Raw genomic sequence first — 17,581 nt, 5'->3', positions numbered from 1 at the left:
CCCGTGGGACTCCACGGGGGTCTGTCGCTTCCGCCGACCCGTCAGGCGCACCGACGGCGACCGGAGCCCGGCGGCGACCGGAGCCCCGCGAGTGCGCAGCGGCAGCGCCGCCGGAGGGCATCGCTGGCCGCGGGGAGGACCGCCTACGCCGACTGGTCGCCGACCGCGTGCGCGTTCTTGCGCACCGAGGGCAGGCGGCGGTGGTTCTTCACCAGGGACCGGAACTCGCGCAGGCGGCGGTCGATGCCCCACCTGGTCACGAGCGTCAGGCTCTCGCGGACGATGTTCCCGCTCATCTTCGAGACGCCGAACTCCCGCTCCGTGAACGTGATCGGCGTCTCCACGACCCGCAGCCCGGCCTCGAGGGCGCGCCAGCACAGATCGACCTGGAAGCAGTACCCCTTCGACGCGACGCCCGCCAGGTCGATGCGCTCGAACGCGTTCGAGGTGAAGACCCGGAAGCCGCCGGTGGCGTCGCGGACGGCGATGCCGAGGGCCATGCGCGTGTAGAGGTTGCCCCCGCGGGACAGCAGCTCGCGGTACCACGGCCAGTTCTCGACCTCGCCGCCCTTGATCCAACGGGACCCGAGCACGAGGTCGTTGGAGTCGGCGAGCTCGAGCATCCACGGCAGGTACTCCGGGTGGTGGGACCCGTCCGCGTCCATCTCCACGAGCTTGTCGTAGCCGTGCTCGAGGCCCCAGGCGAACCCGGCGAGGTAGGCGCCGCCGAGGCCGTCCTTCACCCTGCGGTGCACGACGTGGACGCGGTCGGTCTCGCGGGCGATCTCGTCGGCGATGTCACCGGTGCCGTCGGGCGAGTTGTCGTCCACGACGAGCACGTGCACGCTGTCATCGGTGGCCGCCAGGGTGCGGGCGACGATCGGGCGGACGTTCTCCGCCTCGTCGTAGGTCGGGATGATGACCAGGGACGTGCTCATGGTGCTCCTTGCTGTTCACCTCGACGGTATCGCGTCGCGCTGCGTCAGCTCGATGAGGGGCCTGCGAACACGATCAGGGCGTCTGCGGGTCACCCGGCGTCCAGCAGGACCCGTGCTGCTGTCGCACAGACGGACGGGAGGCACGGTGCCAGCTGGCACCGTGCCTCCCGTCCGTCTGTCGGTCGTGCGTCCTAGGCGGGACGCTGCTCCGGGCTGACCGTCTTGCTCGCGTCGCGCTCCGGGATGTCGCCCAGCGCCTCGTCGATGGCGGCGAGCGCGTCGGCGTCGAGCGTGACGCCCGCCGCCTTGACGTTGTCGGTGACCTGCTCGGGGCGCGAGGCGCCGACGATCGCGGACGCGACGTTCTCGTTCTGGAGCGTCCACGCGATCGCGAGCTGGGCGAGTGTCAGGCCGGCCTGGTCGGCGACGGGCTGCAGGCGCTGCACGGCCTCGAGGACCTCGTCGCGCATGAACCGCTTGATCATGTCGGCGCCGCCCTTCTCGTCCGTGGCGCGCGAACCCTCCGGGGCCGGCTGACCCGGCTTGTACTTGCCGGTGAGGACGCCCTGGGCGATCGGCGACCAGACGATCTGGCTGAGACCGAGCTCTTCCGAGGCGGGGACGACCTCGCCCTCGATGACGCGCCACAGCATCGAGTACTGCGGCTGGTTCGAGATGAGCTGGAAACCGAGCTCCTTCGCGAGGGCGGCACCCGCACGGATCTGCTCCGCGTTCCACTCGCTGACGCCGATGTAGAGCGCCTTGCCCTGCCGCACGACGTCGGCGAAGGCCTGCATCGTCTCCTCGAGCGGGGTCTCGTGGTCGTAGCGGTGTGCCTGGTAGAGGTCGACGTAGTCGGTCCGCAGGCGCTCGAGCGAGCCGTCGATCGACTCCATGATGTGCTTGCGGCTGAGACCGACGTCGTTGTGCCCCTTCGGGCCCGTCGGCCAGTAGACCTTCGTGAAGACCTCGAGGGACTGGCGCCGCTCGCCCTTGAGCGCCTCGCCGAGGACGGTCTCCGCCGCGGTGTTGGCGTACGTGTCCGCGGTGTCGAAGGTGGTGATGCCGGCGTCGAGCGCTGCTCGCACGCACTGGGTGGCGACGTCGTTCTCGACCTGCGAGCCGTGCGTCAGCCAGTTGCCGTAGGTGATCTCGGAGATCTTGAGTCCGGAGTTGCCCAGGTACCTGAATTCCATGGTCCCGACGCTAGTGGAGTGAGCGCTCTCGTGAGGGGGCGTGGGAGTACCTGGCGCGCCCGCGCCGCGGAGCGCGAGCGGGCGGAAAGGGTCGGACCGCGCCTCCCGTCCGGACCGGTTCCGCCCGCTGGGGCGGCAGCGAACCGCGGGACGCAGCGCACTTCATTCCTCCACACCACGCGTGCCCAGCGCACCCTCCACAGGAACGCCACGTCCACCGCGAGCCGGAGGAGCGCCGTGACACGCTCCAGCCCATGGACCTCGCAGCCCGCTTCCCCGCCGCTCTCCGTGGCCGTCCCTTCCGCGTCCGCGAGGCACTGCAACGTGGCGTCTCCGCGGCCCGCCTCCGCTCGAGACACCTCATCGCGCCCTTCCACGGGACACGCTGCTGGTCGCCGCCGAGCACCCACGCCGACCGCGCACGTGCCGTCGCTCCACGGTTGCGCAGCGACCAGGCGTTCAGCCACACCACGGCTGCTCACCTGCTCGGCATCCCCCTGCCTCGCCGACTCGAACGCGACCAGCGCGTCCACGTCACCACCGTCGGGAAGGACCAGTCCCTCCGGGTGCACGGCACCATCGGGCACCGGGTCAGGAGCGAACGGGCGCAGATCGTCCACTCTGGAACGACCCCGATCATCGACCCCGCGAACACCTTCGTCATGCTCGCCGGGTTCCTCACCACGGACGAGCTCATCGTCGCCGGTGATGCCCTCGTCGGGTGGCTCAACTGGTGCACCACGGACGATCTCACCGCAGCCGTTCTCCGGTACCGAGGAGCACGGGGCATCCGGAAGGCGCGGGCAGCACTCGCAGAGGTCCGCACCGGATCGCGCAGCCCCGGCGAGACCCGGCTGCGTCTGACCCTGGTTCGGCGGGGCCTGCCGCAGCCGGCACGCAACCACGACGTCGTCGTCGACGGTCGCTGGGTCGCGTGCGTCGACCTCGCGTACCCGTGGGCACGCGTCGCCATCGAGTACGAGAGCGACCTCCACCGCACGGACGCGCACACGTTCCGGAAGGACCTGACGCGCGGCGAGCACCTCAAGGACGTCGACTGGTGGCTCGTCCGCGCGACGGCAGACGACGTCGGACCGCTCGCGGACCAGTTCGCACAGCGCGTCCGTCGGTTGCTCGCGACAGGTGCGGCCGGGAGGCACGACACCCGTCCCCGGGACCGTCCTGCGACGTTCTCGTGAACTTTGGTTGACGCTTCAACCAAACAGGTGCACAATGGGTTACCATCGGATCGATGCAGGCGCATGTAGTTGCACACGCCTGGTCGGGACCAGCAGACCAACGCACTCGTAAGGAGTCACCATGACGCTCACCGCTTCCGCCATCCCCGGCTACCAGACCGGCACCTGGAAGATCGACCCGACGCACTCCGAGGTCACCTTCTCGGTCCGTCACCTCGCGATCAGCAAGGTCAAGGGCTCGTTCGAGCGCTTCGACGCGACGCTCGTCACGGCGGAGAACCCCCTCGACTCGACCCTCGAGGCCTCGATCGACGTCGCGAGCATCAACACGAACCAGCAGCAGCGTGACCAGCACCTCGCCACGGGCGACTTCTTCCTCACCGAGGAGCACCCGCAGATGGTCTTCAAGTCGACCGGCATCCGCGAGGACGGTGACGACATGCTCATCGACGGCACGCTCACCCTCCGTGGCGTGACCAAGGACGTCACCCTGAAGACCGAGTTCGGCGGCGTCACCACCGACGGCTACGGCCAGGTCAAGCTCGGCGCCGAGGCGACCACGAAGATCGACCGCACCGAGTTCGGCGTGAACTGGAACGCCGCGCTCGAGGCCGGTGGCTTCACCCTGGGCAACGACGTCACGATCAACCTCGACGTGCAGTTCGTCCTCCAGGCGGCCTGACCCTCCGAGTCTCTCGAACCGCGGTCGACGATCCCGCGCCACTGCGACATCGTCGATCACGGACACCGAACAAGCGCACCTGCAGTACCCGGCGAACGGCCCGGCTCCTCCCCCACGGAGTCGGGCCGTTCTGCGTGTCGTCGCAGTCGTCTGCTCTCCGGGTCGCGCTCGCCGGCGCACGAGCGGGCGGATGTCGCGACCGTCTCATCCGCTGCTCGCACCTTCCGCCCACTCGACGTCCTGACCGCCCTCGCTTCCGGACGGCGAGCGGGCGTAGCGTGTCGTCTGCCCGCAGCACGGGAATCGCCCGCTCGCAGGGCCCGTTGCACCCGGCACCCGCCCTGACGAAGAGGAGCACCACCATGGCCACCGACTGGATCGCGCTGCAGTCCCTCGCCGCAGCCGAGTTCGGCCGCCGCGTCGCCGCCGTGACCGACTGGGACGCCCCCACCCCCGACTCCGAGTGGACGACCCGGGACCTCGTCACCCACGTCATCGACGAGCAGCGGTGGATCCCGAAGCTCCTCACGGGGTGCGACTACGCCCAGGCCGAAGCCGACCTCGAGCCGATCGGGCAGGACCTCGCCGCCGAGTGGGCGAAGTTCGCCTCCGAGGCGTCCGAGGCCTGGCGGAATGCGCCCGCTGACACACCGGTGCACCTCAGCACCGATGTCGTCCGCGCGGAGGAGTACCTCACCGAGCAGACGAGCGACATCACGATCCACACGTGGGACCTCGCGCGAGCGACCGGCTCGGAGGAATCGCTGCCGGCCGAACTCGTCCGGGCGGTCTGGGAGTACTTCGAACCGCAGATCCAGGACCTCGCCGCGACCGGGCTCTACGCGGCTCCGGTCGAGGTCGACGACGACGCACCGCTGCAGGTCCGCCTGCTCGCCGTCACAGGGCGTGATGCCAGGGTGAACGCATGACCGCAGAACCAGCCCGCTCGACCCCGGCGGGCGAAACCCTCGGGGCAACCAGCACGGACGCAGCAGACAACGCCCGCTCGGCCCCGGCGGGCGCAGGCGGGAACACCCAGGGCGCCACGACCGTCGGCACCACCCGCCTCGGGTCGTCCGGTCTCGAGATCAGCCGGATCGTCCTCGGGATGATGTCGTACGGCAAGCCGGACCAGGGCGCACACGCCTGGAGCGTCGACATCGACGACGCCCGCCCCTTCGTCCGCCGCGCCTTCGAGGCGGGCATCACCTCGTTCGACACCGCGAACGTGTACTCCGCCGGCTCCAGCGAGGAGATCACCGGGCAGCTCCTCAAGGAGATCGCCCCGCGCGAGGACGTCCAGGTCTTCACGAAGGTCTTCAACCGCATGCGCCCCGGCCCCAACGGCGCCGGACTGTCCCGCGCGGCGATCATGTACGAGATCGACGCCTCGCTCACCCGGCTCGGCACGGACTACGTCGACCTCTACCAGATCCACCGCTTCGACCCGCACACGCCCATCGAGGAGACGATGGAGGCGCTCAACGACGTCGTCAAGGCGGGCAAGGCGCGGTACATCGGTGCGAGCAGCATGTGGACGTGGCAGTTCGCCCGGATGCAGCACGTCGCCGAGCTGCACGGCTGGACCAAGTTCGTCAGCATGCAGGACCAGTACAACCTGCTCGAACGCGAGGAGGAGCGCGAGATGCACCCGTTCGCGCAGGCGACGGGCGTGGGCGTGATCCCCTGGAGCCCGCTGGCTCGCGGTCGGGTCACGCGCCCGTGGGGCGACCAGGGCTCGGGCAGCCGCTCCGACACCGACGAGTTCGGCAAGACGCTCTACCGTCAGGACGAGGACGCCAACCGCGCGATCGTCGACGCGGTGCAGCAGGTCGCCGAGGCGCGGGGTGCGAGCATGGCCCAGGTCGCCCTCGCGTGGGTCGCCGGGAAGCCCGCGGTCAGTGCGCCCATCATCGGCGCGACGAAGGAGCACCACATCGACGACGCGGTCGCCGCCGCCGCGATCGAGCTCAGCGCGGACGAGGTGTCGCGGCTCGAGTCCGCCTACACGCCCCGGGTCCCGTCCGTCCGGCGCTCCGTCCGGCGGTCCCACCGCTGCGCGGACGGCCGTCGGCGCCGTCAGGCGATCGTCTCCTGGTGCTCGGCAGACCGCTCGAGCCGCGCGATCCGGACCAGTGCCGCGTGCTCGGTGCCCGGGGTGGTCCCGAGCACCGCGCCGACACCGCCCAGGACGACGCCCGCGACCTGTCGGACCGGCAGCTGCACCGGTCCGACCCCGGGCGTCCGCAACCGGAGCATCGAGCGGTGCCGGGGGTCGAGCGAGGACACCGCGCCGTCGAACACCGCACGGTAGCCCGGTCGCAGCAGCCGGGCGAGCGGCGGGTCCTTGATGAACCGGACCACCTCGTGGGTCCGTGCGTCGGCCCGGAGCTCCCCACGGTCCAGGTAGCCGTTCATCTGCGCGCGGAGCTCCGCGTCGGACTCCGGTGCGTCCTCGACGCCCATCAGCCGCCCGGCGGTCGCCCACTCGCGCACGTAGGCGTCGGCCCCGCCGGGGATCGGCTGCCCCCAGATCTGCGCACTCCGGAGGAACGCGTCAGTGAAGGCGAGGTGCACCCACCGTGCCAGGTCCGGGTCGTTCGCGGCGTACGGCCGCGTGACGCCGTGCCCGTCCACGTACTCGCCGACGACGCGCTCGTGGAGTCTGCGGACCCACTGGCTGGCGTGCGTTGCCTGCTGCGTGTCGCCGTGCGACACCGTGTAGATCCAGCGGATGGTGCCCGCGAGTCGGCCGAACGGGTCCTCGCGGTACCGGGAGTGGTCCGCGACACCGGCGAGGGCACCCGGGTGGAGGGCCTGCACGAGCAGCGCCCGGACCCCGGCGAGCACCGTGTGGTTGCCGCCGTGCACGGCCCAGGTCGCGGACCCGGGGCCGAAGAACCCGGCGTCGGACCCCTGCTCGAGCTCGTCGATCCAGGCCGGGCGCTCGGTCGCGCCGTTGGTGAAGGTGTCGTTGAGCCGGGAGCGGAACGCGTCGGACACGGAGGGCATGCGGCCATCGTCCGTCGTGCCCCTGACAGTCAGCCGCGACCGCCGGGTAGGTTGGCCGGGTGAGCATCGACACGCCTCGTCCCTGGCTTGCTTCGTACGCCCCGGGGGTCCCGCACGACATCGACGAGCCCACGGGCTCGCTGTACGACATCGTGGAGCAGTCCGCGGACAGGTTCCCGGGGAAGGTGGCGCTCGAGTTCTTCGGCAGGACGACGTCGTACGCCGACCTCGAGGAGCAGATCCTCCGCGCCGCGAACGGCCTGCGGAAGCTCGGCGTCACCGCGGGCGACCGGGTGGCGATCGTGCTGCCGAACTGCCCCCAGCACGTCGTCGCGTTCTACGCGGTGCTCCGCCTCGGCGCGATCGTCGTCGAGCACAACCCGCTCTACACCGCCCGTGAGCTCCGTCACCAGTTCGAGGACCACGGCGCGAGGGTCGCGATCGCGTGGGACAAGTCCGTCGCGACGCTGCAGGACTTCCCCGCCGACCTCCGGCTGGACGCCATCGTCTCCGTCGACCTCACGCGCGCGATGCCCCGGTCGACGCGCCTCGCCCTGTCCCTGCCGGTCGCGAAGGCCCGCGAGTCCCGCGCCAAGCTGACGACCAGCGTGCGCGGCACGACGAAGTGGGACGACCTCGTCTCCACCCGGAAGCTGTCGAAGCGACACCCCCGCCCGGCGACGGAGGACATCGCGCTCATCCAGTACACGTCCGGCACCACCGGGGTGCCGAAGGGTGCCGTGCTCAGCCACCGGAACCTGCTGGCCAACGCTGCCCAGGCCCGCGCGTGGGTGCCGCAGATCCGTCGCGGTGACAACACCGTGTACGCGGTGCTGCCGATGTTCCACGCCTACGGGCTGACGCTCTGCCTGACGTTCGCGATGAGCATGGCCTCCCGGCTCGTGCTCTTCCCCGCGTTCGACCCCGCGCTCGTCCTCAAGGCGATGCGGAAGCACCCGCCGACGTTCCTGCCGGCCGTCCCGCCGATCTACACCCGGTTGCAGCACGCGGCCGACTCGGCGAAGGTGTCGCTGCAGGGCATCGAGATCGGCATCTCCGGCGCCATGCCCCTGTCCCAGAGCGTCGTCGAACCGTGGGAGGCCCGGACCGGCGGCTACCTGGTCGAGGGCTACGGCCTGTCCGAGTGCTCCCCCGTCCTCATGGCGAACCCGGTCTCCCCGGAGCGTCGACTGGGCGCGATCGGTCTGCCGCTGTCGTCGACCGAGGCGCGCGTCGTGGACCCCGATGACCAGACGAAGGTGCTCGGCACCGGCGAGGCCGGCGAGCTCCAGGTCCGAGGACCCCAGGTGTTCCGCGGCTACTGGGGCAAGGCCGAGGCGACCGACGAGGTCTTCACGCCCGACGGCTGGTTCCGCACCGGAGACGTCGTGTCGATCGACGCCGACGGCTTCGTCAGCATCGTCGACCGCCTCAAGGAACTCATCATCACGGGCGGCTTCAACGTGTCGCCGTCCGAGGTCGAGGACGCCCTGTTGAAGCACCCCAGCGTCCGTGAGGTGGCGGTGGTCGGCATCACGCAGGGTGGCAACGAGCAGGTCGTGGCCGCGGTCGTGCCGAAGGACCCGGGCACCTTCGACCCGGAGGCGCTCCGGGCCTGGTCGCGCGACCAGCTGGCGGCCTACAAGGTGCCGCGGCGGATCGTCGTCGTCGAGGACCTGCCCCGCTCGATGATCGGCAAGGTGCTCCGCCGCAAGGTGCGGGACCAGATCACCGCGAAGTAGCGACGCGGCCGGGCATCGCCAGGAGCGCGAGCCCGGCGACCACGAGCGCGATCCCGGCCCAGCCCGCGGTGCCGAGGTGCTCGCCGACGACGACCACGGCGAGCACCGCGGCGACGACGGGCTCGAACAGCGACAGCAGCGTCGCCACCGACGCGGTGACGCTGCGGAGTCCTACCGCGTAGAGCGAGTGCCCGAGCACCGTGGGCACGAGCGCCAGGTAGACGAAGACGGGCCAGTTCGCACCGACGGTCAGGGCGTCCCTCCCGGCCACCACGGCGAGCACGACGAGGGGCACGGCGGCGAGCCCGAACACGGCCCCGACGACCCCGCGAGCACCGGCCCCGACGACCGCGCGAGCACCGGCCCCGACGACCGCGGGGTCGGACCGGCCCGGCAGCGCGGCGGGCCCCGCCACCGGCGGGGCGACCCTGGCGGCCCCCATCCCCCGCGCCACCGCCCACGAGTACGTCGCGTACGTCAGCCCGGCGAGGAGCGCACTGCCCAGCCCGAGCAGCAGCGGCCCGGTGCCCGACGCCTCGGACCGGGCGAGCGTCACGACGACCATGCCGGCGACGCTCACCAGGGTCGCGACGACCCAGCGACGGGTGACGCGCCTGGCGTCCGCCGCCCACTCGACCAGTCCCGCGAAGAGCGGTGACGACCCGATCGCGAGGGTCGTGCCGAGTGCGACCCCGGCCCCGGCGAGGGCCGCGTAGAACGCGACCGCGTACACCACGAGCGACACGGCGCCGAGGACCACCCACCCCCGCGCCCCGGGCCCGGTCACCGCGCGGACCGCGCCGCGCCCCGTCGTGGCAGCGAGGACGGCCCCGCCGAACCCGAACGTCACCGCACCGAAGACGAATGCCGGCACCCCGGGCGCGAAGTGCGTCGCGGTCCCCGTGGTGCCCCACACCGCGGCGGCGACGAGGACCGCCGCCAGCCCGCCGGTCGGACGGGAGGCGCGACCCGCCGCCGACCCGTCCGTCACGACACGTGGACGGTCGGCCGCCGGTGGACGTCGGGCTCCGCCTCGCGCAGGACCTCGCGCGTGACGGGTGCGACGTCGCCGACCCCGGTGAACACGAACCGGAGTGCGTTCTGGATCGGGCTGCCCTCGTTCCACTCGAAGTAGATGCTGGGCACGACGCCCGCGATGTCCCGCACGGCGAGCAGCGTCGACGCGATCGTGTTCGGGACGTTGCCGGACCGGACCCGCAGGACGCGGTGGCCGTGCACGACGTGTCCCTCGACGACCAGGTCCTCCTCGAAGTCGGACGAGTCGGCGGGCAGCACCTCGAGGAACATCGTCGGCACGCGCGCCGGGATGCCCGAGTCGCGGCGTTCCTCGCGCCCCTTCGACCGGTACGCCTCGGCGGTGCCGGCGCCGGGCTCGTTGGCGATGATGCAGATCGAGCTGAACTGGTCGGCATCGGCCTCGATGAACTGCCGCGCGGTGGCGTCCAGCTCGATGGAGGACGCCCGGAGCTCGAACGATCGTCGGATGCGGGACACGAGCGAGACGACGACGATCGCGATGATGAAGACCGCCGCGATGCGCACGCCGTCCGGTCGCTCGATGACGTTCGCGACCGTCGTGTAGACGAACACGACCGCGATCACCCCGAACCCGACCGTCCGTTTCCCCTGCTGCTTCCGACGAGCGGAGAGCGTGACGGCGACCGCCGCACTCGTGATGAGCACGAGCACACCCGTGGCGTACGCACCGCCCTGCGCGTCGACGTCGGCCTCGAAGATGATCGTGATGGCGAAGGCGATGAGGGTGAAGATGACGACCAGCGGCCGGGTCGCCCGGGCCCACTGCGGAGCCATGCCGTACCGCGGCAGGAACCGCGGCACCAGGTTGAGCAGTCCGGCCATCGCGCTCGCGCCGGCGAACCACAGGATCGCCACCGTCGAGACGTCGTAGACCGAGCCGAACACGTTGCCGAGGTACTCGTGCGCGAGGAACGCCAGCGCGCGCCCGTTCGCGCCGCCGCCCGGCTGGAACTCGTGCTGCGGGATGAGGAAGGTGGTGGCGACCGACGACGTGATGAGGAACGTGCTCATGATGATCGCAGCCGTGGTGAGGAGCCGCTTCGTGCCGCGGATACGTCCCTCCGGGCGGCCGTTCGGGTCGTCACCGGCGTCACCGCGCACCTGCGGCATCACCGCGACACCGGTCTCGAACCCCGACAGGCCGAGTGCCAGCTTCGGGAAGACCACGAGCGCGATGCCGATCATGACGAGCGGGTTGCTGTGCTGCGCGGTGAGGTTCGACCACCAGTCGCTCGCCACGACGGGGCGCTCGAAGACGTGCCACAGCGCCACCACGACCACGATCGCGTTGAGCGCGAGGAACACCGCGACGAGACCGACAGCGATGCCGATCGCCTCCTTGAACCCGCGGAGGAACACGATGCCGAGCAGGAGCAGCAGCACGAGCGTGATGGGCACGGGGATCTCGGTGAACCAGTGCGGCGTGAACGGGTTCTCGGCGATGTGCGCGGTCGCGTCGGCCGCCGACAGCGTCATCGTGATCATGAAGTCCGTCACGGCGAACCCGAGCAGCACGAGCACGAAGAGCTTCCCCGCCCACCAGGGCAGGAGCTTCTCGAGCATCATGATGGAGCCGGCGCCCTTGAAGCTGTCCGACGCCACCCGCCGGTAGACGGGCAGGGCGCCGAAGAGCGTGACGAGCACGAGCACGATCGTCGCGACGGGCGAGAGCAGTCCGGCGGCGAGCGCGGCGATCGCGGGCTGGTACCCGAGCGTCGAGAAGTAGTCGACGCCGGTCAGGCACATCACGCGCCACCACGGATGGGTCTTCTCGACCTCGACCTGGTGGGGCCCCTGGTGCGAGGCACCCTGGTCGGCACCGTGCAGCATCCAGCGCCGCAGCCGGGCGCTGCGGTCGGAGGGTCGCTCGGCGGCACCGCGCTCGGCGGCGCGCTCGGCTTCGGTCGCGGTCACGAGAGACGATCGTAAGCGGTCGCGGTGACCGCCGGGGAGCCCCCGCTCAGGGCTGTGGAGACCCGATCACCCCGCACTGATCCTGGTGTACTTGCGCACCGACCAGGGGACGAACACCACGAGCATCACGGCGATGCCGACCAGGACCGTCGCGACGGGGTGCTGCATCGTCCAGACGTCGGGCACCGGGGCGGTGCCGACGTTGCCGAAGAGCTCGCGCGCGGCCTGCACGAGCGAGGACACCGGGTTCCACTCGGCGAAGACCCGCAGCACGAGCGGCATCGTCTCGCTCGGCACGAACGCGTTCGAGATGAAGGTCAGCGGGAACAGGATCATGAACGACGCGTTGTTGATCACCTCCGGCGTCCGCACGCTCATCCCGAGCAGCGCCATCACCCAGCTGAACGCGTAGCTGAAGAGCAGCAGCAGCGCGACGCCGGCCAGGAACTCGTGCGGCGCGGACCCGACCCGCCACCCGACGGCCAGGCCGGTCAGCATCATGATCACCATCGAGATCGCGTTGAGCACGAGGTCGGAGTTCGTCCGTCCGACGAGCACGGCGGACGCGGACATCGGCAGGGTCCGGAAGCGGTCGATCAACCCCTCCTTGAGGTCCTGCGCCATCGCCGAGCCGGAGAACGTCGCGCCGAACACGACGGTCTGCGCGAAGATCCCAGCCATCAGGAACTGTGTGTAGTCGGTCCCCCGCACCTGGATGGCGCCGCCGTAGACCTGGCTGAAGAGCAGCACGAACATGATCGGCTGCAGCACGGCGAACACGAGCATGTCCGGCGAGCGCTTGATCTTCGTGAGGTTCCGCTTCGTGACGGTCCAGCCGTCCTCGAACCACACCGCGACGGGCGAGGTCACCACCACCGGCAGCTGCTGCCGCGGTCGTGCGCCGACGGCCGTCACCGCACACGCTCCGGGGCACCGCCGGTCGCCTCGACCGACGCCGGTGCGGTGTCGCGTCGACCCGGTCTGGAGGCGCGACCGGGCCCCGCCCCGCCGCCCCCGTCGGCCGCGTCCTCGGTGTCCGCCGTGGCCGCGTGACCGGTGAGGCGCAGGAACACGTCGTCCAGGGTCGGGCGGCGCATGCCCGCGTCGTGCAGGCCGATGCCCGCCTCACCGAGGTCGGCGAGCACCCGTTGCAGCGCTGCGGGACCGGCCTCGACGGCGATGCCCGACGTGCGACGGTCCGCAGAGGTCTCGACGTCGCCGACCCCGTGTCGGCGCAGCACCGTGGCGACGGCGTCGTGGTCGTCCTCGTCGACCAGCGTGACGACCACCCGGTGCCCGCCGACCTGCGCCTTGAGCTGGTCGGCGGTGCCCTCGGCGATCACCCGGCCGTCGTCGATCACGGCGATGTCGTCGGCGAGCTGGTCCGCCTCCTCCAGGTACTGCGTCGTGAGCAGCACGGTCGCGCCGTCGTCGACGAGCCCCTCGATGATCCCCCAGAGCGCGAGCCGGCTGCGCGGGTCGAGCCCGGTGGTCGGCTCGTCGAGGAACAGCACCCGCGGGTTGGTCACGAGCGCGCCGGCGAGGTCGATGCGTCGCCGCATGCCGCCGGAGAACCCCTTCACCGGACGGTCGCCCGCCTCGGCCAGGTCGAACACCTCGATGAGCTCACGGGCCCGCTGCCGGGACGCCCGGCGCCCCAGGTGGTAGAGCCGCCCGATCATCTCGAGGTTCTCGGCCCCGGTGAGGTTCTCGTCGACCGCGGCGTACTGCCCGGAGACCCCGATGGAACGCCGTGTGGCCTGCGGGTCGGCGACGACGTCGACGCCGTCGATCGTCGCCCGCCCGCTGTCCGGTGTGACGAGCGTGGTGAGCACCTTGACGGTGGTGGTCTTGCCAGCGCCGTTCGGTCCGAGCAGCGCCGTGACGGTGCCCTCGGGAACGGACAGGTCGAGCCCGGCCAGTGCGTGCACCGGGCCCGATCGCGATCGGTAGGTCTTGGTCAGCCCGGAGGCTTCGATGATGGCCATGTCGCTCCCTCGTCGGCCACGTCGGTGTGGTGGGGTCGGCGGGAGCGACGACGTCACTCAGACGTCGAAGTCACCACCGAAGTCGCCGAAGCCGCCGCCGAAGTCCCCTCCGCCGTCGCCCCAGCCCGCGCTCTCGAACCCGCCGCCGTCGACCGCGCCCGCATCGGACGCCCCGCCGTCACCGGAGTCGGCACCAGTGTCCTCCGAACCACCGTCGCCCGCAGCATCGGTACCGCCGTCGAACGATCCCGGGTCGGGCAGGAAGGCGCTCATGATGGCGGATCCGATGACGTAGCCGGCCACCGTCCCGAGGATCGAGGCGCCGATCATCCGGCCGAACGAGGGACCGCCGCGCTGGCCCATGGGACCACCGCCCATCCCGCCGAGCGAACGCTCCATGAAGCCGGGCTGACGGATCTCGGACCGGGTGGCGGCCTGCGCCAGGGAGCGGGGGTCGTCGCCGCGCGGGGCCTCGCCGTCGGGGGCGCTCCGCGTGAACTCCTCGTAGACCATGCGGCGTTGCTCGGGCGTCAGGGTGGCGAACGCCTCGGCGTGGACCTCCTCGATGCGCTCGGGCGGCGCCGTGCGGAGCAGGTACCGGTAGCGCTCGACGGCGCGCTCGTCCTCGGTGGACCCGGCGCCCTGCTGTCCGCCGGCCTGCGCGCCACCGCCCCACTGGGGTGTGCCGTACTGCTGTCCGCCGTACTGCTGTCCGCCGTACTGCTGCTGTCCCTGCGACACGGGCGGCACCTGGTAGGACTGCTGCCCGTACCGGTACCCCTGCTGCTGCGGCTGCTGCTGTCCCCACTGGTCCTGCTGACCACGGTCACGCTCGGGACGGCCGAGCAGTCGGTCGAGGAATCCCATGTCGTCGCTCCTTCGGTGCGGTCCGCCCGGACGGGTCGGCACGTCGTCTGCCACCCTATGGAGCACCGACGACCGCTGACTGTACGACTGCACAGAACTGTCCGAGAGCGGTGTCAGCGGCTCCCGAGTGCTGCGGACCAGACCGCGAACAACTCGTCCGCCGCCCCGGGGTGCGCGACGAGGAAGGGCTCGCCCTCGGCCGGGAAGCCGTCCACCGGGCCCGTCCGGGTCAGGACGACACCGCCGGACTCGTGCACGAGCAGCACGGCGGCGCCGTGGTCGACCGGGTCGAAGGACGGCACGCACCCGCCCACTCCGCGCCCGGCGGCGACCTGCGCGACGGTGAGCGTGCTCGACCCCATCACGCGCACGGCGCAGGACCGTTCGGCGAGAGCCTCCACGAGCCTCCCGAGTCCCGCCCAGGCGCCCTGTCCGCCGAACTCGGCACCGACGACCGCACCGGCGAGCGGGCGCGGGGTGTCGTCGAGCCGCAGCGGGGTGTCCCGCAGCACGGCACCGCGTCCGCGACGGGCCTCGAGCACCTCGCCGCGCCACGGGTCCGCGACGACGCCGACGAGCGGACGACCACCGCGCGTGAGGCAGAGCGACATCGAGGTCCAGGGCAGTCCGTTCACCAGGTTCGTGGTGCCGTCGACGGGGTCGAGGTACCAGCGGTACCGGTCGCCCGGCGCCTCGCCGTACTCCTCGCCGGTGAACCCGTGCGTCGGGAAGGCCGCGCGCACGCGGGCCCGGACGAGCCGCTCGACCGCACGGTCGACGTCCGTGACCAGGTCCCCCGGCGCCCGCTTCGATGCGACCTGTCCGACGGGGTGCTCGCGGGTGAAGGCGATCACCTCGTGCGCGATCCGGTGCGCCAGTGCCTGTGCCCTGGTCGCGACCTCCTCCTCCGTCGGCTCGCGGTCGTGCTGCGCCCAGCCGTTCCGCTCCCCGCCGGCGAGCACGGCGCGCGCGGACGCGACGTCGTCCGTGGCGATGAGGTCGGCCCCGAGTCGCGCAGCCCACCGGACCGGCTCCGGGTGGGCGACCGTGTGGACGGCCACCGCGAGCCCGAGGTCGCGGGCTGCGGCGATGGTGTCCGGCGTGAGGAAGACGTCGTCGAGGACGAGGGCCGACGGGCCGATGTCTGCGGTGGCGACGGCGGTCGGGGCGGCGAGGGACTCCCAGGGCAACCAGGTGTCGGCGTCCGGCAGGGCCGCGCGGACGGCGGCGAGCGCGTCGGGCGTCCCCGTCCAGGCGACCGTCGTGTCCCAGGTCGACGCGGCGACGGTCCGCGTGGCGACGAGGGCGTCCGCGGCGTCGTCCACGCGGACCAGCAGCGCCGCCCGGCAGCCGTCGAGCCGCTCGAGCACGGCGTCCAGGCGTGGGATCCGGTCGAGGCCGTTGCCCAGACGTGCGACGTCGCACCAGGACACGTCCGCGACGCGACGCGGGTCGCCCCAGAGCCGTCCGAGGGTGTCGTCGTGCAGGAGCACGGCGACACCGTCGGCGGTCCGGCGGACGTCGACCTCGATGACGTCCGCCCCCAGTGCCTCGGCGACGGCGATCGCGGGCAGGGTGTCCTCGCGCCGGACCCGCGGTGCGCCACGCCGCGCCACGAGCCGTGGGAACGCCCGAGCGGCGTGCTCGTCACGGTCGGGTCCGACGGTGGCGTGGTCGAGCGTCGTCATCCCGGCATGCTGTCGGCACCGGGTGGCGCGCGGGTGACCTCGGGGTGAACGGCTCCGGTCACCGGCAGCGGGTCAGGCCCGTCCGCCGGCCCGTCGTCCTGCCCGGGCGCCGATCGCCGTGACGACCAGGCGCCACCCGAGCAGGAAGACGGCGAGCACGATGGTCGCCACGACGACGAAGGACAGCGGCAGCGGATCGCCCGCGACGTCACCCTGCCCGGTCAGGACGCGGAGCAGCAGGCCGATCGCGACCGTGGCCACCCAGACGACGACGCCCGTCGGCCAGGTCCGCAGCGGACGCGTCCATCCCCGCACCACGAGGTACCCGACGGCCCAGCCCGCAAGGAACGGGTACGCGGTCGTCCAGAGTCCCGGCAGCGACGCCGCCTCGGCGTGCGAGGAACGCCCGATGAGCGCGAAGGCGACGATGAGGACGATGTCGACGACGGCTGCGAGCCAGCCCCAGGTGCGAGTCACCACACCATTCTCGCCCGGCCGGCCGGCGGTGGACGACAGCGGCCCGACGATCAGAAGAGCCCCTCGCGCCCGGTCTCCCCGGGGCCGTCGAACCCGCGGAACATGTCGGACACGAGCGCTGCGATCTGCGGTTCGACCAGGCGCTCGACGGCCTCCGCGATGCGCGCCCGGTGCTCGACGAGTGCCAGGCACACGGCCGTCCCCGTCGCCCGCGCGCACTCGTCCGAGAGCGCGATCTCGTGCCGGAGCGCGGCCTTCGCCTCGTCCGACAGGGGCTCCCGCGGTGCCTGTTCGCCCGCGCCCGTCCCCGTCAGCTCGTCGAGGGTGAACAGGAACGGCGCTCCCGGCGACGGCTCCGGGTCCACGTCGAGGCCCTGGAACTCCGGCGACAGTCCCTCGGTCGGCTGGTACCCGGCGTGTCGGTTTCGTGCCGCGGCCCGCTCGAGCTCGCGCTGCAGCAGCGGCAGGTTCTTCGCGGTGTACTCGTCGACGGCGTCCTCGACGATCGTCGAGATCCGGCCGATCAGCGCGTGCTGCACGGCGTGCGGGACGTCGGCTCCGAAGCCGGCCGCGGTCGCGATCGGCGAGCCGGTGCACCTGCGGCAGATCCGGGTGCGCGGACGGGCGGTGCCGATCTGCCAGCGCGGGAGCCAGCGCAGCCACACGTCGACCGCACCCCGCACGCGACCGTCGATGCCGTCCATCCCTCAACAGTAGGCGTCGACACGCCGATCCCCCCGGACCCGCGCGCGAGCGGGCGGAAACGGAGTGGCCAGGTCGAGCGCGCCCGCACATTCCGCCCGCTCGCCTCCGCCAGCA

General features: G+C 71.9%; 15 protein-coding genes and 1 pseudogene. 5 read left to right on the top strand and 11 right to left on the bottom strand.

Annotated elements, in window-relative coordinates; translation table 11 throughout:
• Positions 1–143 precede the first annotated feature (143 nt).
• Positions 144–938: a polyprenol monophosphomannose synthase gene (locus tag DEJ23_RS08675; protein ID WP_111239858.1), complete on the bottom strand. Its 795-nt coding sequence runs from the start codon at positions 936–938 to the stop codon at positions 144–146.
• Positions 939–1,129: 191 nt separating this feature from the next.
• A complete protein-coding gene (locus DEJ23_RS08670; protein WP_111239857.1) occupies positions 1,130–2,134 on the bottom strand; it encodes an aldo/keto reductase family protein in 1,005 nt (334 codons plus the stop codon).
• 254 nt (positions 2,135–2,388) lie between these two features.
• On the opposite strand from DEJ23_RS08670, the gene DEJ23_RS08665 reads away from it, so the two are divergent.
• The 4 genes and pseudogenes from DEJ23_RS08665 to DEJ23_RS08650 all read left to right on the top strand — a co-directional run.
• Entirely contained in the window at positions 2,389–3,333 is a 945-nt protein-coding gene (locus DEJ23_RS08665; protein ID WP_111239856.1) for a hypothetical protein, read from the top strand.
• A gap of 121 nt (positions 3,334–3,454) precedes the next feature.
• On the top strand, positions 3,455–4,015 hold the full coding sequence (locus tag DEJ23_RS08660) for a YceI family protein (protein ID WP_111239855.1): 561 nt from the start codon (positions 3,455–3,457) through the stop codon (positions 4,013–4,015).
• A gap of 362 nt (positions 4,016–4,377) precedes the next feature.
• Complete coding sequence (locus tag DEJ23_RS08655; protein WP_111239854.1) at positions 4,378–4,944, top strand: TIGR03086 family metal-binding protein; 567 nt, start codon at positions 4,378–4,380, stop codon at positions 4,942–4,944.
• Positions 4,941–6,008: pseudogene (locus DEJ23_RS08650) on the top strand (aldo/keto reductase); the annotation flags it as partial. The gene DEJ23_RS08655 and the pseudogene DEJ23_RS08650, both read left to right, overlap by 4 nt.
• A gap of 86 nt (positions 6,009–6,094) precedes the next feature.
• On the opposite strand, the gene DEJ23_RS08645 reads toward DEJ23_RS08650, so the two are convergent.
• Positions 6,095–7,027: an oxygenase MpaB family protein gene (locus tag DEJ23_RS08645; protein ID WP_111239853.1), complete on the bottom strand. Its 933-nt coding sequence runs from the start codon at positions 7,025–7,027 to the stop codon at positions 6,095–6,097.
• Between the two features lie 59 nt (positions 7,028–7,086).
• Here DEJ23_RS08645 and DEJ23_RS08640 point away from each other — a divergent pair, with 59 nt between their 5' ends.
• Complete coding sequence (locus tag DEJ23_RS08640) at positions 7,087–8,769, top strand: long-chain-fatty-acid--CoA ligase (protein WP_111239852.1); 1,683 nt, start codon at positions 7,087–7,089, stop codon at positions 8,767–8,769.
• Here DEJ23_RS08640 and DEJ23_RS08635 read toward each other — a convergent pair.
• The 8 genes from DEJ23_RS08635 to DEJ23_RS15930 all read right to left on the bottom strand — a co-directional run bounded on the left by DEJ23_RS08635 (position 8,756) and on the right by DEJ23_RS15930 (position 17,466).
• Positions 8,756–9,760 carry an EamA family transporter gene (locus DEJ23_RS08635; RefSeq protein ID WP_111239851.1) on the bottom strand — a complete coding sequence of 335 codons (1,005 nt, stop codon included), beginning with the start codon at positions 9,758–9,760 and terminating at the stop codon, positions 8,756–8,758. The two genes, DEJ23_RS08640 and DEJ23_RS08635, sit on opposite strands and share 14 nt — an antisense overlap.
• Entirely contained in the window at positions 9,757–11,742 is a 1,986-nt protein-coding gene (locus DEJ23_RS08630; protein ID WP_111239850.1) for an APC family permease, read from the bottom strand. Before DEJ23_RS08630 ends, DEJ23_RS08635 begins: the two co-directional genes overlap by 4 nt.
• Before the next feature lie 66 nt (positions 11,743–11,808).
• Positions 11,809–12,657 carry an ABC transporter permease gene (locus tag DEJ23_RS08625; RefSeq protein ID WP_111239849.1) on the bottom strand — a complete coding sequence of 283 codons (849 nt, stop codon included), beginning with the start codon at positions 12,655–12,657 and terminating at the stop codon, positions 11,809–11,811.
• Entirely contained in the window at positions 12,654–13,730 is a 1,077-nt protein-coding gene (locus DEJ23_RS08620; protein WP_111239848.1) for an ATP-binding cassette domain-containing protein, read from the bottom strand. The genes DEJ23_RS08625 and DEJ23_RS08620 overlap by 4 nt, the downstream gene beginning before the upstream one ends.
• A 57-nt stretch (positions 13,731–13,787) precedes the next feature.
• The gene (locus DEJ23_RS08615; protein ID WP_258375371.1) at positions 13,788–14,597 is read right to left on the bottom strand and encodes a hypothetical protein; all 810 of its coding nucleotides are present in this window, start codon (positions 14,595–14,597) and stop codon (positions 13,788–13,790) included.
• Positions 14,598–14,710: 113 nt separating this feature from the next.
• A complete protein-coding gene (locus tag DEJ23_RS08610) occupies positions 14,711–16,285 on the bottom strand; it encodes an inositol monophosphatase family protein (protein WP_111239847.1) in 1,575 nt (524 codons plus the stop codon).
• A gap of 72 nt (positions 16,286–16,357) precedes the next feature.
• Complete coding sequence (locus DEJ23_RS15935) at positions 16,358–16,762, bottom strand: DUF3054 domain-containing protein (RefSeq protein ID WP_309147080.1); 405 nt, start codon at positions 16,760–16,762, stop codon at positions 16,358–16,360.
• A gap of 50 nt (positions 16,763–16,812) precedes the next feature.
• On the bottom strand, positions 16,813–17,466 hold the full coding sequence (locus DEJ23_RS15930) for a spermidine/putrescine ABC transporter substrate-binding protein (protein ID WP_111239845.1): 654 nt from the start codon (positions 17,464–17,466) through the stop codon (positions 16,813–16,815).
• Positions 17,467–17,581: the final 115 nt, after the last annotated feature.

Origin of the sequence: Curtobacterium sp. MCSS17_008 (genome assembly GCF_003234185.1) — a bacterium.
Taxonomy (GTDB): domain Bacteria; phylum Actinomycetota; class Actinomycetes; order Actinomycetales; family Microbacteriaceae; genus Curtobacterium.
The sequence above is the reverse complement of the archived record's forward strand: the minus strand, read 5'-3'. Positions and strand labels throughout refer to the sequence as shown.

Excerpts from the sequence above, each read along its gene's own strand:
- DEJ23_RS08655 (WP_111239854.1), top strand. The coding sequence starts at position 4,378 with ATGGCCACCGACTGGATCGCGCTGCAGTCCCTCGCCGCAGCCGAGTTC.
- DEJ23_RS08645 (WP_111239853.1), bottom strand. The coding sequence starts at position 7,027 with ATGCCCTCCGTGTCCGACGCGTTCCGCTCCCGGCTCAACGACACCTTC.
- DEJ23_RS08665 (WP_111239856.1), top strand. The coding sequence starts at position 2,389 with ATGGACCTCGCAGCCCGCTTCCCCGCCGCTCTCCGTGGCCGTCCCTTC.
- DEJ23_RS08660 (WP_111239855.1), top strand. The coding sequence starts at position 3,455 with ATGACGCTCACCGCTTCCGCCATCCCCGGCTACCAGACCGGCACCTGG.
- DEJ23_RS08675 (WP_111239858.1), bottom strand. The coding sequence starts at position 938 with ATGAGCACGTCCCTGGTCATCATCCCGACCTACGACGAGGCGGAGAAC.
- DEJ23_RS15930 (WP_111239845.1), bottom strand. The coding sequence starts at position 17,466 with ATGGACGGCATCGACGGTCGCGTGCGGGGTGCGGTCGACGTGTGGCTG.
- DEJ23_RS08670 (WP_111239857.1), bottom strand. The coding sequence starts at position 2,134 with ATGGAATTCAGGTACCTGGGCAACTCCGGACTCAAGATCTCCGAGATC.
- DEJ23_RS08620 (WP_111239848.1), bottom strand. The coding sequence starts at position 13,730 with ATGGCCATCATCGAAGCCTCCGGGCTGACCAAGACCTACCGATCGCGA.
- DEJ23_RS08615 (WP_258375371.1), bottom strand. The coding sequence starts at position 14,597 with ATGGGATTCCTCGACCGACTGCTCGGCCGTCCCGAGCGTGACCGTGGT.
- DEJ23_RS08610 (WP_111239847.1), bottom strand. The coding sequence starts at position 16,285 with ATGACGACGCTCGACCACGCCACCGTCGGACCCGACCGTGACGAGCAC.